This window comes from Lactobacillus kefiranofaciens, from assembly GCF_900103655.1.
Lineage (GTDB): Bacteria > Bacillota > Bacilli > Lactobacillales > Lactobacillaceae > Lactobacillus > Lactobacillus kefiranofaciens.
This window is the reverse complement of the sequence record NZ_FMXC01000035.1, coordinates 1-15,659: the sequence shown is the minus strand read 5'-3', so window position 1 is coordinate 15,659 and position 15,659 is coordinate 1. Positions and strand designations below refer to the sequence as shown.

Below are 15,659 nucleotides of genomic sequence, written 5' to 3'. Positions count from 1 at the left end.
TTTCACGCTTAATAATATTAGTTTCAGACTTTATAATTTTGACGATTTCAGTTACAATTAATTCCATAAAAGACCAGCTTCTAATGTGTTTTTTGGCTCTTTGTCAAATCCTGTTGATAGAGAGTAAATGAATAGAATCAAGCGGCCATTAAAAGGCTGTTTGGATCTTTTTCTTTAAACAAGTTTTCCTCTAAATGAATTCTGGTTAAAAGATTGATAAAGTTAGAATAGCCGAAGGCTGTTCGCTCAATTTGTTTGATTTTGCGATTGAAGCCTTCAAGGCAGCCATTGGAGTAAGTCAAAGCTGCTCCGTTGAGTACCGCTTTTAGATTATGTTTGAAGGTTAGCAGCGTTTTATGCATTAAAGCTCCAATGGAATCTTTGCTGGCAATTAATGATTCAATTTTCTGAGTATCGCCGTCTTCAATCGCCTTAATAAAGCTCTGCATCAGATTATATGAGTTTTCTAATGTAGTGTTGGCACCGATACCCTCCATCACTACTTGCACTTGAGTTAGGCAATCTTTATAATGCCAATTATAGCGAGGATGAATCTTTTCGAGTTCATCATACTTTTTTAAATATAGTTTCCAGGGAGATTTGAGCAGCTGATACTCTCTGGATTTCTTGTCAAAGGTCTTCATGGTTCGAACTCTTAATGAATTGAATGATCGAGTGAGCATCTGAATCATGTGGAAGCGATCAATGACAATCTGTGCATTAGGGAAACAGGCTCTAACGATATCTTGATAGTAAAAATTAAGATCCATCGTGACCGTTTTAACGTTGGCTCTAGCTTGGGGTGAGAAACGACCAAAATATTTAAGCAGGGTCTTCTTATAGCGTGTTCTAAGAATCTGAACGACTTGATGATTGTCACCATTTAAACAGATAAAGTGCAGCTGACGATCAACGCCTTTGAATTCATCGAAAGCCAAATGAGCTGGCAGATACTCATAGCTGTCAAGGAAACGGTGAGAGCAGCTGCCTAAAACTCTTTGAACAGTGTTGACAGAAACATTGTTTTCTCTAGCAATGCTGGTCATGGAACTGTCTTCAGTCAAAGCAGATAATACCTTCAGTTTGGATGCATTAGAAATAGAGCAGTATTTGTTTACTAATTCTGATTGAGCCATTGACCAGCGATTGCAATCGCGACATTTAACTCGCTGTTTAGCTAGTCTGATAATTACAGGATGACTAGCATTAGCTGTCAAATAGTGAATATTAGTAATCAAATGACCATTATGCAAAAGATCTAAAGAGCCACAGCAAGGGCAAGCGGGTTGAATTAATTCGGCTTCATAGATTTTATGCTTCTTCATTTGAACCATCTTGTAGAAAAAGCTCTTAAAAACAATATTTTTATCTTTAATATCAAGCGCAAATTTAATACAATTATTTAAAGAGGACATAGTACACACCTTTACTTATAAAATGTTTAGTGGAATAGATTTTTTATTACAGAGGACTATGTCCTCCTTTTTTATTGCAATAAAAAACCTGTTAACAGCTTATCATATTGATAAGCAATCAACAGGAAAAATTATAGAGCCAAACTTTTTCAAGACTGGTCGAGTTTTATCAATAAACTCTTTTTCGTATGGTTGCAATTCCTTTTCCATTTGCTACTCCGACTTCTAAATTTCAAGATTTCCTACTACTACCACTGGTGCTTTAAGTATGATGTCTTCTAATTCTTAGGTTGCTTAATCCTTAACTATTAAGTTACTCAGTAATAAGTCATAATTTGAGTTATCCAGACTGGCTTTTCGTGTATTGATCTGTCGTCTTTCTTTACCAATATGCTGAGCTGCGGCAATACTATCTGGCGTTAGGTATTCCTTATATTCTGCAATATGCGTCCAGAAGTAATCTACATTATCTGCAATAATTTCTACTAATGGATACGCAGGATCATCCTTGCTTACTGTTTCCAGATACTTAGCAAAAGAAGCAACAGCTTTATGCTCCATATCAATTAGTTTCAATTTACTTAGAATCATCGTTCGATTCTTTGGATTTTGAACACTTTCATGGATCTTGCTAGCAGCAATTCTGCCCTTCTTGCTGCTTAAATCCTTTTCGTTGGTAGCTGTTACGGCTTGATCTGAATTATATTGATCAATCACCTGACCAATAACTGTCTTAACTGCTTTTTTAGTATTAAGCACTTCTAATTCTGCTTTCCCTTGCGATAGCTTTTTAGTCGATATAACATCGTCTTTGATACTGTCGTGGATTGCTTTCTCCGCACTAACTACTGTGCCTTCTTTTTGCTTGGTCAGATTAACGATAATGTTCTCGTCACGCAAAGCCGAATCATTAACATCCTTTAAATGAAGCTGAATCACAGCGATACTGTCCAAATCATTTCTGGCAAAACTGTAGTCTGGCAAGAAATATTTGCCTTGTTTGAAGTCACCATTAGTCTTGAAATCATACATTCGCTTGTTAGCAAGCCGGTACTGTTCTGAGTGCTTCTCTGATTGCATCCCATTCTGATAGGTAATTGCATCTTCTGTTTGATCCAGCATATTGGCAACAGCATTTTGCTTATGTTCAGCCGTAGCCTTTAAGTAGTTGGTGTATTCTGGCAGAACAACATTATCAAACTGAGTATCTTCCAACACTCCCTGCATTTTACTACCCAAACGTTTCGTCATTTTCAACTGACTGTCGATTGATTGATAAACCGGGCAGGTATAAATATACAGCTTCACTCTCGCAGCATCATGTCTAGGACGATCAATACGCCCGATTCTCTGCTCTAAAATCATTGGGTTATATGGTAAGTCGAGATTGATTAAAGTAACTGCATCTTGCAAGTTTTGGCCAGTAGAGATAGTATCAGTCCCTACTACTAGGTCAATCTGCCGATCATCATCAATGATTTGTTGCTGACGCTTGGAAATTGGTGAAAAAGCATCTAGCACTTCTTCCTTACTCTTAGCAGGGATGCGATTAATATAGTTCTCTTTATCATTACCTAGAACCTTGCCCATTGGTAAAGTAATCTTCGGCGTATTGAAATAGCGATGCAGATTCTTATAGTAGTAATTTACCGTATCTGCAAATTGAGAAATGATAATCGTCTTATGTCCTAACTTTTATTCTTTGGACACAACACTGATGATCTTGTCCATCTTCTCGTCAATATGCTGATAAGCTTGATTTAACTTGTTAAGAACTAGGTTTAAGACTTCTAAATCTTCATTACAGTCAGCCAGCATACTGGCTACTGCTTTCTTAGCCTTAGCATTAGTAATATCCTCAATTTGTTTAGTAATTTTATCTAAGTAAATTCGTTTTTTATTACGAGAACGAAGTTCATGTTCATCTGCAGTATCATCTGCTGAAATGTTGAAAAGCGATGTTAACTGATTTTTAGCTTGATAATCTGGTAGTTCATATGCTTCACTAAGCATCCCTTTAAAACGATCTGTCAATTTCTTGCCAGGCATTGAAGTTACATAACTCAAATTTGTCTTAAGCTGAGTCAATTTATCAATGATGTTCTGTAAAGTATTCCGATATGCTACCCAAGAAGAATCAGCTCTTTTTAGTAGCAAAAGCTTTAATTGCTTAGCACCTAACGGCTCCTTTTTAGGATCCAGGTACTTAATAGGATCCATATAAGGGAACTTTAGCCCAGCAATTGCATCAAAATTATCACTAAAAATTTTATTCTTTCGTGGTTCAAACTGAATATCAACCGTAGGAAAAGTTCTGGTAGCAAATTGCGCTTGCTTACCACCGTAGGTCTTTCTAGTTCGTTGCAAGAAGATATCTTCCCATAATTGGTTAAAAGCCTTATCATCGGCAGCTATCTTACGTACAGCTTTATTAGTACGTCCACCTAAGAGGAGATATTGCTTGTAATTACGATCATTGGGAATATCGTCAATGTTTAAGAAAAGCGTACCAATATTGATTACGTCTTCACGGCGATTATTCCATGGGGTAGCAGTAATCATTAATCCTCTAAGTTCGGGATGCTGGTCTTTTAGCCAACGCATTTTTTGATAAGCCTGGGTATTGTTGTTCTTAAAACCAATATGAGCTTCATCAATGATCACCAAACTATATTTCATATTTCTAATTTGCTTCCACGGGATATTAACAAATTCCTCACGTGACATCCAATCGTAATCCGCTGATTCGATTCCGCATATATCCAGTTCTTCTGCCCACTGAATTTTGAGTTTCTTATCAGCAACAATCAAAGTCTTATATGGAGCACTATCGTCTTTATACAGACGCATAACCCCGCCGGCAATTCTAGTCTTGCCCAATCCAACTCCATCGGCTAACACGGCAGTACCAAAAGAATCTAGCTTATCCTTGATCGAAATAACTCCGCTACGCTGGTGTGGAAATAATTCCTTAACCCAATCCTTTTGCTCATCGAGCTTAGCATAAGGTTTAGCATATAAGTTAGCGAATTCATAGTAAGTTTGATTAACCGGCTTGTAGTCCCGTTTAAGTGCATCCCTCGGTGAGATATTATTCTTCACTATCTTCAACAAATCCGGTGAAAAAGCTTGTGTTTCATCTGATAGCCATAAGTTGCTGTACCAACGATGAAGAGCATAATAATTATCTTGGCTTAATACGTTAAGCTCCGTATTGCCTTCCAATCCGTTACGAGAAAAATTAGAAGACCCTACAATTGCTGTCCCATGAGTTTCGTCTTGCGAATATGCAAATAAATAGCTTTTAGCGTGAAAGTAATTAGCGTCTCCAGTATAGACTTGAACTTTAATTCTGCCTTCCTTAATCCAACCTGCTAAACGAGCAAGAAATTCACCATCATCAATCGTGTCAGTATCTTTTTGCGTCTCATTGCTAATGTAACTAGCGTAGTCCTTATATTTACTGCCACTTAAGACATTAGCAGTTTGACCATTAGTTTCGTTACCCATTAAGATTCTAAGCTGGCCGTTCTTTTCATCCATAAATTTAATGAATTCATCTTTAATTAAGAGCAAGCCACTAAGATAGAAGTAGCCAACAGCTACATCTAATGACCGGACATCTTCACGTTGCAAAAGATACTTGAGTACATCGACCATTTTAAGCTGGCGGTTATCAATTACTCGTTCTCGATAAAGCTGATCTATGTTCATTTCTTCCATAGGTTTACTCCATTACTTTCTAGCTGCAGATAGCTTGTCATAAACGTCAACGATTCTTTGTGTTTCTTCTTCAACAAAGCTCTTCCACTTAGCACTCTCAAAAGTATGCATTAAAGTGATAACTTCATCCCTCGTTAAATCAAAATCTAACATGACTCTTGCATTAAGCTCAGCAATCAATTCCTCATGAGATTTACCAGCATAATCATTACCAGGTACTAGTTCATCTAAGTCAGTGTAATAGCCTTTGTTTTCTTGAAGCAAGGCTTTAGAAATTTGTACTAATTTATCTGCATCAGCAATATCTTCATACTTAGGTATAGGTAATTGCATAGAAAACGGAAGATTAATATTAATCGTAACTATTTGGCGAATTATAAAATCTAGTGTATACGAGTTATAAAAACTTAAATAAAATAATTGGTGCGTAATATCTGTTTTAGTAAAATTTCTCTGAATCCAAACACTATACGTACCACTACTGTTTCTAGGTAGTAGCGTTGCAATTAATGATCGCTTGTTAGTTGAATTTGCAATACCTCTAAAAGCTAAACGTAGGAACTTGTAATCTTCATTATCCTTGTCTTCTAATTTTTCAGGTGTCACATAATGAACTATTTTTTGCGGTTCAATAGTAAATTGTTTAAATGTTTTGCCTTCATAAACTGAAATTAAATTCTCATTACTATCCTTAGTAGTAAACTTACCAGATTCCTTATTAGCATCAAAATCTCTACTAAATTTTAATAATTTAGTATGATTTAAATCTGGGAATTTAGTTCTAATCTTCTTAAATAAATCAAATAATTTTGGAGTTCTTGCTTCAACAAATGCATACCTCTCTGGTTCCGTTTGCTTTATAAACTCTACCGGATAATTTAGCTTAATCTCTGCATTACTTAAATCATCCAAAGAATGACGATAAAAGAATGCTTTAAAGCTATTTGATCTAGTTTGATCATAATCAAACGTTAAAACCGCGAATTTATAACGACTATCTATAGCAGGGAAAATACCCCTTCTATTTTCAAATGAAAGAAATTCCTCCAGATGATAATGATCCAGTACAAGATGTCTGATCCCAGTAGGGCCATTATCCGTTGCAAAGTTATCAGGTACTAAAATACTAAATCTGGCATAGGTACTGGCTAATTGTGCAAATCGTTCTACTGAAATTTTATATAAATTTAAATCCGAAGATGTTTTGCGTCCATTGACTGTCCAACGCTGATATTTATAAGTATCATCAGAACGGAAATATTTTGATCCATCTTTAAACCGTTGCTGCTCAGTATCCCATTTATCTTTCAAACCTGGAAGACTAGCAAATAGTTCTTTCATTTTCGAAGTTTTAACACGCTTATTAGGTAATCCTCTGAATCCATTATCATATTCCGAAAAGAAATCATCCGAATTAGCTTTCCAAATATCCCATGGTGGATTACCAACGACAATATCCATACCGCCATGTTCTTTCAAACTTCCATCTTCGTTAAAATAAACTTCCGGCAAATTAAGCTCAATAGATTCCACGTGTAAAAAGCTTGCATCTTCTGCTACATCACCAGAATCTGGAATAACTTTGTTTTGTAGTTTTACTCGCAACTTATTAAATTGGGTAAAGTTAGTCTTTTTTAACTTTCGCAGTTTAGCAATATCTTGTTGGTAACTTGCAAAGACTTCTTTACGTGAATAGTACGGCACTGCATTAATTAGTGCATTCTGATGGATTAATGTTCTACCAATTAATTGAGAGAGCTTCGTATCTTTCGGTCTATGTTGAAGGGATGAAAGAGTTAAGGTAAGACTAGTAATCATGATTGCCTTGTAGTCAATATCTACCCCATAAATCATATTCTCTAAGATATATTTCTCCCATAAGTAGCCATCATCTTCTGCCGTAATCATTGGATAATCAGCTTTCAGTTCATCAGGGATGCATAAGCTTTGAAGCATTTTATATTGATCGGCAAGCTTCAAGAATGCGCCACGAAGGAATGAACCACCACCACAAGTAAAGTCAGCAATCTTTAAATCTAGCAGATGCTCAAGAGCTGCCTTTATTTTTTGATTATCTTTAGTCTTAATCGCTTCTTGAATAGCCTTGTATCGCTTATCAAATTCAACTTCTACCGTCTTGTTGATCATATAATCTACAAAGCGTTGGTCGGTGTAATAAGCACCCTTAGACTTTTGTTCTGATTTATCATCGCCATAGAACACAACTGGCTTCTTGGTCTTAGAATCAATCTTGATTTGAACGTTCTTAGACATCGAATCTTCATATTGCTTTTCCAAAGATTCAGGTGGCATATCCTGGTAGCGAAACGAAAAGTTACCAGATGCAGTATCAACCCACAGCTTCGCCATAAATTCGGGGAATTGCTTAGTTAACTGGTTTTCAACATTATTAGTGGCTTGAGCAATACTGCCGGCAAACAAGTCACCATCATAAGCCAATTCAAATTGTTTAGTAGCTTTCTTAGTAATTTCTTCGAGTTGCTCTTTCTTGCTCTTAGTAACTGGCTCAACTTGAGAAGTATGATCTAGTTCATCTTGTGAGAAAGCATCAGAGAATAAATCTAATTGCTGAATCGTATTTTCTTGACGGTTCATTTTCTTAAAATCTTTTTCTTCGCCTAAGTTAACTGCTACGTTAACAGTCTCCTTAATTGCTTCGTCTAATGTCCCACTACCTACGCCTAAGGCAATACCATCTACTTCAAAAGAATTAGGGCCATAGTAGCCTTCCAAAAAACGTCTCATTAATTGACGTAAAATTATCGTATCAACTACAGTTGAAAGAACTGACAAGTATGAATCAGATTGAACTAAATTGTTTAAATCATTATTTTCAGCATAAAATTTTGCTTTATCAGACAATAAATCTAATAATTGATTCTTCAATTTAGAGCCTGTGATTAATTCCGAAAGCTTTTTACGATAAAATTCAACCACGTAAAGGAATTGTTCAGTTAGCTCTTGCCTAAACGCTTTATCCTGTGATACATCAATATTCGTACCAAAACCAAAATCATCAGTAGTTACTTTGATATTATCGTTTTTTAAATACGATAGGTCTCGTAAATATAAGTCCTTCTTAATGGTCTCCGGATTAAGATCGAGTCGTGTATCACGATTCCCATTATTAACAGGAAAGAAAACTACCCTATTTTCGCCAATAAAAGCTGCCACTTCTGCTGCAAATGATGCACCAAAAGTATCTTTTAGCTCAATAACTTTTTGATAAAGTTTTCTGATTTGTGGAGTTTTAGTTTCATTATCCAGTTCAGGTTCAGGGAAAACTGCCATAACTGCATGATCATTTGTGTCAGCCTTGTCGGTAAAGTACATTTTCCAATCACTATCGGGATTAATTGGATTTTCTCCTACCCTATAACCTAAAAAGCCAGCAAGAATGTCAATTGAAGTTGGATCACCTTGCAAGCTTTCAATCATATCTTTTATATTACTCATAGTTCTTACCTTATATTTCTAATTCACATACTCTTTCCAGCAATTTATGGTGTGCCACCATCTTGTCTTCCATACGTATTTTACCTTATTTCAACACGATATTTAAAAGAGGCTGGCAGATTTAGCAAAAGCAATCTAAATTTTAATTAATCAAAAAAAGCATTAGACTGTAGCCCTAAAGGTTGAAAGCTAAAATATTAGTTCTACTACCATAGCATTGTTTTCTCTAAACTATAAACAAAAATTAGGAATTAGCTAAAAAGTATTGACTTAATAATAAATTAGGCTTAAATTAAATAAAAATTAGTTTAAGGAGGGCAATTTAATATGCGAAAAAGAAATTTAGCTATAGTTGCAATTGTGGGGACTTGTGCAATGATGATGACTGCATGTGCAAATCGCTCAATTTCCAGTACTAAACAAGTATTAAATTGGAGTGAAAATGCGGAACTTTCTACTCAAGATCCATCTTTGACGACGGATTCAACATCATTTCAAGCAGAAGTGAATACCCAAGAGGGATTATATCGATTAGATAAAAAACAAAAGCCAAAATTAGCTTTAGCTAAAAGTGAAAAAACGACTAACGGTGGTAAAACATATACCTTTGATTTGCGTAAAAATGCTAAATGGTCAAATGGAGAGCCAATTACTGCTGATGACTTTGTCTATTCTTTACGAAGAACTTTGACTCCAAGTACGAAAAGTTCAATGGCTTTTTACCTCTATCAAATTAAAAATGCTCAAGAAATTAATAGTGGCAAAAGGAAGCCAATTACTTTAGGAGTAAAGGCGCTAGGTAAGCATCGTTTACAAATTCAATTAATTCGTCCAGTTTCTTACTTTAAACGTCTTTTAGCTTTTCCATTGTTTTTCCCACAAAACCAAAGGTATGAAGAAAAAGTGGGTAAAAAATATGGTACTGCAGCTAAGTATAATGTCTTTTCTGGCCCATTTAAGATGGTGGGCTGGACCGGTAATAATCGTAAATTCTCATTAGTTAAAAATAAAAATTACTGGGATGCCAAAAACGTAAAACTTAATCGCGTTAACGAAACAATTAGTGAATCAGCTACTACCTCTTATAATTTATACCAATCAGGCCAGCTTGATGAAACATACTTAAGTGGTCAAGAAGTAGCTGCAAACAAAAATTCAAAGCAATTTTACCAACGCCCAGTGTCAGCTTTGCAAAGACTTGACTTCAACATGAAGAAACTCCGAGTTTTCAATAATATTCATATGAGAAAAGCTATTTCTCTAGCAATTAATCGTCAAGATTTGGCTTCGGTATTAAAAGATGGCTCTAAACCAGCACAAGGATTCGTACCTTCTGGCATGGGTAAAAATCCAAAGACCGGTGAACAATTCTATCGTGAAGCTTATGTCAAATCTGGTGTTGAAAGTAACTTAGCACAAGCAAAGAAAGAATTGCAAACCGCATATCAGCAAACGGGGACCAAGTCTCTTAACGTAACATTATCAACTAGTGACACTGATTCCGGTAAACAGATCGGTGAATTCCTTCAAAGTAATCTTGAAAGATTACCAGGAGTAAAGATTTCAATTAGCACTTTGCCGTATACTACTTTAATTAAACGTCAACAATCAGGTAACTTTGATATTACTGTTCAAACTTGGAAAGCAATTTTAAGTGATCCAATTAACTTCCTGGATGTTTTTGAATCAACTTCTTCATATGACAATTCTGGTTGGAAAAACACCCAATATAATAAACTACTTACTCAATCAGAGGATAAATATGGTAATCAACCTGTGAAGAGATGGGCTAATTTAGTAGCTGCAGAAAAGATTTTAATGAAACAACAAGCTACAGTTCCACTTGTACAGTTAGCAAATCCACAACTGCTTAAGTCTAAAGTAAAGGATGTAACTTTCAATCCAGTTGGTATTCCTTACGACTTTAAAAATGTTTATTTAGCAAACTAAAAGGATGGGCTTTAATTTATGACTTTTTATGATTTAAACTTTATACAAAAAACATTTATTCATTATGCTAAAGAAAATACCCGCTCAGATCCAAATAATTCTGATCAAATTCCCTCATCGCCGAATCAAATTAAGATGGCTAAGGAATTAACCAAACAATTAAAAGAAATTGGTCTTGATGCATATTTTAATGACAAATCTTGTTTTGCTATTGGTCATTTAACAAGCAATGTAAGTGATAAAGTTACACCAATTGGATTCTTTTCTCATATGGATACTGCTGACTTCAACGCAGTTAACATTCAGCCCCATGTTCATAAAAATTATGATGGTGGAAGAGTTGCACTTGATAAGGAAGCAGGGATTTTCCTTGATCCAAAAGAATTCCCAGCTTTGAAGAGCTGTCAAGGCGAAACTCTAATTACTTCTGATGGTCATACGTTGCTTGGTGTTGACGATAAAGCAGGAATTGTTGGTATTTTAGGGATGTTAAAATATTTAGTAGCTCATCCTAAAGTAGAACATGGTGATATTTATGTTGGTTTTGGACCAGATGAAGAAATTGGTTATGGCGGCAAGCGTTTTGACCCAAAAGATTTTCCTAATGTTGAATTAGCTTATACTCTAGAAAATGGTCGACCAGGTGATTTTGAATATGAAACGTTTAATGCGACTCTCGCCAAAATTCATATTCATGGAACAGTTGTCCATCCAGGCGAAGCTTATGGTTTAATGGTTAATGCTACAACTTTAATGAATAAGTTCTTAGATCAAATGCCAGCTGATGAAGTTCCAGAAAAATCAAAGGGACATGATGGCTATTATATGGTTGTTAATTCAAGTAGTTGTGTTGACCACGCTGATATAGACATTATTATTCGTGATTTTGATTGGGATAAATATCTCGCTAAAGAACAATTTATTAAAGATTTAGTTGCCAAATTAAATAAAAAATATGGTGCTGATCGTTTTAAGTTAACATTACGGCGTGAATATGAAAATATTTATAATGTTATCAAAGATCATCCTTATGTAGTTAATCTTGCTCTTGATGCTTATAAAAAGGCAGGGATAAAACCTAATGTTAAAACATTTCGTGGTGGTACAGATGGAAATTTTATTACGCAAAAAGGCATCCCTACGCCTAATTTATTTAATGGTGGCGGTAACTATCATGGTCGTTATGAATATGTCACTGTTGAGCAAATTGATAAATTATCAAAAGTATTGACTACGATATGTAAAGAGCATTTATATCAAACACGACATGGTCGTGATAATACACCACTGAAGAAATATTGGTAATCTAAAATAATATTTAACACTAATTATGTTAGGGCTCATCATTTAGATTCAACCGTAATGATTTTGATTACTAATTCAAAAGATTATAAAAATGTTGAAACTATTGAAGGTAATATTGAAATTAGCAGAAAATCATTGTCAGTCAAAATGAAGTGTTAGCTCAATCGGATTTAACTGTTCAACAAAAGATATTTTAAATTAAGGTCGCTTAGAATTAATTTTCAAGCGACTTTTTACTTAGAAAAAATGTCAAATTTATCGCGACACTAATTCTTCTAGAACGATTAACTAGCATCGCGCGTAATAAACTGAAATATAGGAGGCATACACTTTAATATTGACAGGTGAAAAGAAACATAATAATATTTCAAGCAAAAGTTTAACCAAATTATTCGATAAAATAGAAGTGACTAAAAATGAAAAAATTTTTGAAAGTTCTTGTCAGCTGCTTAGTCATTTTTTATGTGATCGATAGCTGCTTATACATATTCTTTGATTTCAGATGTATCGATGCCGTGCTGAAACTGCTCGGTATTAAAAATGGACTCAACGGAATTCCTAAGTGGATCTCAATTATAGTATGTATTGCAGTGTTAATCTTGATAGTTAAATATGATGCAATTTAAAATCAGCACAAATATAAGTAAAAAATGTTGAAAAGGATGCAGCTAAAGATCCTATTAAATCTTGGTACTAAAACCTTAATTTAATAGGATCTTTTTTACGTCCTAAATTAATCATTTAGAAATGCAACTGCGTAAGCTGAACAGTTAATATTCTCTTGATTTTCTCCAGTTTATTCGACTTCATAATTTTATGGCTTGCCAGATATATGTCAGTGTAATAATTATCGGACAGCTTTGATTTTAAGCTTCTAAGCCTAAATGCACATATAATTGCATGTGCATTTGAATTTGCACGTTCTAAAAATCTAGTAAATTTTCAATGAAAAATCAGTTCATAAAAATTACTTTATCATTTTGATAAATGCATTCCACAGAAAAAGCCACGCATTTCTGCGTGACCTTCCCCACATTATAAAAATTTCATTTACCTTAAATCTAAATATTTAGCTGGAATCCATTGATTTTTGCCATAAATCTTATAGCAAGTACCATGACCTTTAATATGCTTCTTACGGTTCAGCTTATAAGTATGATGTCCATAGACATAATGTTTACTAAATTTACCAGTTGAAGTATAAGTTCTTACTTTCTTGTTCTTTCGAACATCAACATATCCTTTTTTGCTTACTTTAACTGTAGATGACTTCTTAGCTACTTTCTTTGAACCAACTACAAAGTGTGCTTTAATGACAGGAATAGAACTTTCGTCACTAGTTGGTGAACCAAATTCTGAATTCAATTCACCGTCTAAATCTGTTTTCATTGTTCTCCAGTATAAAGCACCATTTTGAAAATTACCGTTCCCTTTTTTACCATGCCATGGTTTTTGACACAAAACTCTATAATGAGTTAGCGGCTTTAGCCCCTTAATTGGGACATAAATTAAAGCTGTTCCTTCGTCACCACGTCTAAAATCGTTCCAGTCTAGTGGCCAGTCCATTATTGGATTACCATTTGCATCATTTTTATAAAATCCTTGATCAGAGAAATCTAATACATTGCCTGTAGCATCAATATATCCATCACTAACTTTTACGCCTTTCAACTAATCAGCAATAGTTTGTAGTCCTTCCTCAGTACCAACTTTAAATCTTAAGGTTGGTACCTTAGTAAAAGTAATAGTTTTCCCTTCCTCAGTAGAAGCTGCTTTTACCACAGTCGTGTTAGAAGCCAATGTAGTAGCTACAACTGGGGAAATCGTTAGTAATGCTGCAGCGATGACACTTAAATATTTACGTTTCTTCATAATCTATATCCTCTATCTTAACTTTTTACTTCTATCAAAAACGTATTTATCATAGTCCTTTTATAGTTAAAAAACAATATCTTTCATTCAACGCAGTTGAAATGCACATATAATTGCATGTGCATTTTTATGTGCATTGCTAAGCTAAAAAAGCAGCTCTGCTATTCCAACAGAACTGTTTATACTCATTATCTACCTAATACCAACTAGGCTTATTACCTTGGGTACCTGGCTTTTCCAAACCGATTGATTCTTGAACATCTTCATCTGGCTTCTTAATCAATTTATAAATATAGGATGCAACTGACTTTCTTGAGACCTCTGTATTGGTGATTGGCTGACCCTTCTTAGTCTTTTGATAATCAACCTTGTCTTTGTTCGTCATCCAGCTCGGGCGAATAATAGTGTAGTCCAACCCAGATTCTTCAACCTTCTTCGCCGCCTTGGCATATTCGGTAATATAATTGCCCAAAACTGACTTGTTCCATTCGCCAAATTTTCCGGCAACTTCATCATAAATTCCCAGAGTTGAAATCCAAATCAGACGTTTAACACCAGTCTTTTTCATTGCCTCAATCACGGCTTCAGCCTGCTTAACGATCGTACTAGTTCCACCCAAGTTGGCATAAACAATGTCTTGTCCAGCAATAGCTTTCTCAAGTTCAGCTTCATTGGTCGTATCGCCTTCAATGATGGTTGCCTTATCCTTGTCTTTAGCCAAACGCTTGGCATTTCTTAAGAATAAGGTAGTCTGAACATCTCCATCTGTAAACAACATTTGCTCTGCAAGTTGTGCCACTTGTCCGTGTGCACCCAAAACAATAACTTTAACCATTTTAATTTGCCTCCGTTTTTTCTTCTTGTTGTATTGTTAAATATTCTACTTCCCAGTCGTACACGCTCTTCACATGTTTATTTAGTCGACACACCGCCTCGTATCGATCATTTTCAGCAATGGCATCAATAATTTGCAAAATCTCATCAACAGATGAAATCATGCATCTTTGATCATCACGAATTGCATAACGCATCTGATTGGTTTGGCTTTGCAATAAATCCAAACTCTTTTGAAGTGTGCTCTGATCATTATTTTTTGTAAGAAAATGATGAAACTGCTCGTCTAATTTAAGATAATCTTCCCAATTCTTACTATCTAATGCATTAGTGAATCCCATTCTAAACTTTTCCGATTTTGATTTATCAAGGTTAGAAAATGACTTTTCCAAAGCATATCCTTCAAGCATCGAACGCAAATCATAATTTTCTCTCAGCTCTTCTTTTTTAATTTGAGTGACTCGAGTCTCTTGTCCATCTCGTTCAATTAGCCCATCATTTTCAAGTTTTTTAAAGGCTTCTCTAACCGGCGTTCTTGACATGTCCAACTTGATGCACATCTGATTTTCCGAAAGAACATGACCTGGTCGATACATGCCCGAAGTAATTTGATTTTTAATGAATTGATACGCTCTGTCTTCGTTTGTCATTTTTACTACCTCACTCGCCTCGCTTATTACAAAGTCTCCTAAATTATTTCTCAGCTAATTCTTTTCCTACTTTTCTGCCTTGGTTAAGCGAACCGCCTAATGCCGTCCCAGAACCTGGATAATATCCGCCGATCCAGCCACCAGCATTTTGACCAATTGCATATAGACCCTGAATCGGATTATCTAAATTATCTAAAACTTGTAAATCCACATTAACTTTGAGCCCAGCAATCGAGCCAATATTCATGTCCCGATTTTGGTAAGCATAGAATGGTCCTTGCAATACTGCAACGCCTTCTTTACGTCCAAATGTTGGATCAACACCCTTGGCAGCATATCTATTCCAACTAGCTAATGTATTAGCTAAATTCTCTGAACTTACATCCATCTTTTTAGCTAGCTCTTCAATCGTATCAGCTTTATGTAAGTAGCC

General features: G+C 35.1%; 11 protein-coding genes. 2 read left to right on the top strand and 9 right to left on the bottom strand.

The window, feature by feature from the left end; all coding sequences use genetic code 11:
- Positions 1-137: 137 nt before the first annotated feature.
- From BLP58_RS09675 to BLP58_RS09665, 4 genes are all read right to left on the bottom strand, one after another.
- Positions 138-1,415: an ISL3 family transposase gene (locus BLP58_RS09675; protein ID WP_074484270.1), complete on the bottom strand. Its 1,278-nt coding sequence runs from the start codon at positions 1,413-1,415 to the stop codon at positions 138-140.
- 294 nt (positions 1,416-1,709) lie between these two features.
- Entirely contained in the window at positions 1,710-3,092 is a 1,383-nt protein-coding gene (locus tag BLP58_RS11830; protein ID WP_081462966.1) for a C-terminal helicase domain-containing protein, read from the bottom strand.
- Positions 3,093-3,110: 18 nt separating this feature from the next.
- The gene (locus BLP58_RS11825; protein WP_081462965.1) at positions 3,111-5,138 is read right to left on the bottom strand and encodes a phospholipase D-like domain-containing protein; all 2,028 of its coding nucleotides are present in this window, start codon (positions 5,136-5,138) and stop codon (positions 3,111-3,113) included.
- A gap of 12 nt (positions 5,139-5,150) precedes the next feature.
- Positions 5,151-8,615 carry an Eco57I restriction-modification methylase domain-containing protein gene (locus BLP58_RS09665; RefSeq protein ID WP_056956907.1) on the bottom strand — a complete coding sequence of 1,155 codons (3,465 nt, stop codon included), beginning with the start codon at positions 8,613-8,615 and terminating at the stop codon, positions 5,151-5,153.
- 327 nt (positions 8,616-8,942) lie between these two features.
- On the opposite strand from BLP58_RS09665, the gene BLP58_RS09660 reads away from it, so the two are divergent.
- Both BLP58_RS09660 and pepT read left to right on the top strand, forming a co-directional pair.
- Positions 8,943-10,565 (top strand): peptide ABC transporter substrate-binding protein, encoded by a 1,623-nt coding sequence (locus BLP58_RS09660; RefSeq protein WP_056956909.1) that lies wholly within the window; start codon positions 8,943-8,945, stop codon positions 10,563-10,565.
- A gap of 18 nt (positions 10,566-10,583) precedes the next feature.
- On the top strand, positions 10,584-11,870 hold the full coding sequence (pepT, locus tag BLP58_RS09655; RefSeq protein ID WP_013851179.1) for a peptidase T: 1,287 nt from the start codon (positions 10,584-10,586) through the stop codon (positions 11,868-11,870).
- Between the two features lie 1,050 nt (positions 11,871-12,920).
- On the opposite strand, the gene BLP58_RS09650 is transcribed toward pepT, so the two are convergent.
- The 5 genes from BLP58_RS09650 to BLP58_RS09625 form a co-directional block, all read right to left on the bottom strand.
- Positions 12,921-13,541 carry a hypothetical protein gene (locus BLP58_RS09650; RefSeq protein ID WP_013851177.1) on the bottom strand — a complete coding sequence of 207 codons (621 nt, stop codon included), beginning with the start codon at positions 13,539-13,541 and terminating at the stop codon, positions 12,921-12,923.
- Positions 13,542-13,742: a hypothetical protein gene (locus BLP58_RS09645; protein WP_013851176.1), complete on the bottom strand. Its 201-nt coding sequence runs from the start codon at positions 13,740-13,742 to the stop codon at positions 13,542-13,544.
- A 196-nt stretch (positions 13,743-13,938) separates the two neighbouring features.
- Positions 13,939-14,577 carry an SDR family oxidoreductase gene (locus BLP58_RS09640; RefSeq protein ID WP_013851175.1) on the bottom strand — a complete coding sequence of 213 codons (639 nt, stop codon included), beginning with the start codon at positions 14,575-14,577 and terminating at the stop codon, positions 13,939-13,941.
- Between the two features lies 1 nt (position 14,578).
- Positions 14,579-15,226 (bottom strand): GntR family transcriptional regulator, encoded by a 648-nt coding sequence (locus BLP58_RS11820; protein WP_013851174.1) that lies wholly within the window; start codon positions 15,224-15,226, stop codon positions 14,579-14,581.
- A gap of 43 nt (positions 15,227-15,269) precedes the next feature.
- Positions 15,270-15,659, bottom strand: a 390-nt coding sequence (locus BLP58_RS09625) for an FAD-binding protein (protein ID WP_143000345.1), incomplete at its 5' end; no start/stop codon positions are given.

Bases quoted from the DNA above. Each gene is read 5' to 3' on its own strand.
- BLP58_RS09675 (WP_074484270.1), bottom strand. From the start codon at position 1,415: ATGTCCTCTTTAAATAATTGTATTAAATTTGCGCTTGATATTAAAGAT.
- BLP58_RS11825 (WP_081462965.1), bottom strand. From the start codon at position 5,138: ATGGAAGAAATGAACATAGATCAGCTTTATCGAGAACGAGTAATTGAT.
- BLP58_RS09665 (WP_056956907.1), bottom strand. From the start codon at position 8,615: ATGAGTAATATAAAAGATATGATTGAAAGCTTGCAAGGTGATCCAACT.
- BLP58_RS09660 (WP_056956909.1), top strand. From the start codon at position 8,943: ATGCGAAAAAGAAATTTAGCTATAGTTGCAATTGTGGGGACTTGTGCA.
- pepT (WP_013851179.1), top strand. From the start codon at position 10,584: ATGACTTTTTATGATTTAAACTTTATACAAAAAACATTTATTCATTAT.
- BLP58_RS09645 (WP_013851176.1), bottom strand. From the start codon at position 13,742: ATGAAGAAACGTAAATATTTAAGTGTCATCGCTGCAGCATTACTAACG.
- BLP58_RS09640 (WP_013851175.1), bottom strand. From the start codon at position 14,577: ATGGTTAAAGTTATTGTTTTGGGTGCACACGGACAAGTGGCACAACTT.
- BLP58_RS11820 (WP_013851174.1), bottom strand. From the start codon at position 15,226: ATGACAAACGAAGACAGAGCGTATCAATTCATTAAAAATCAAATTACT.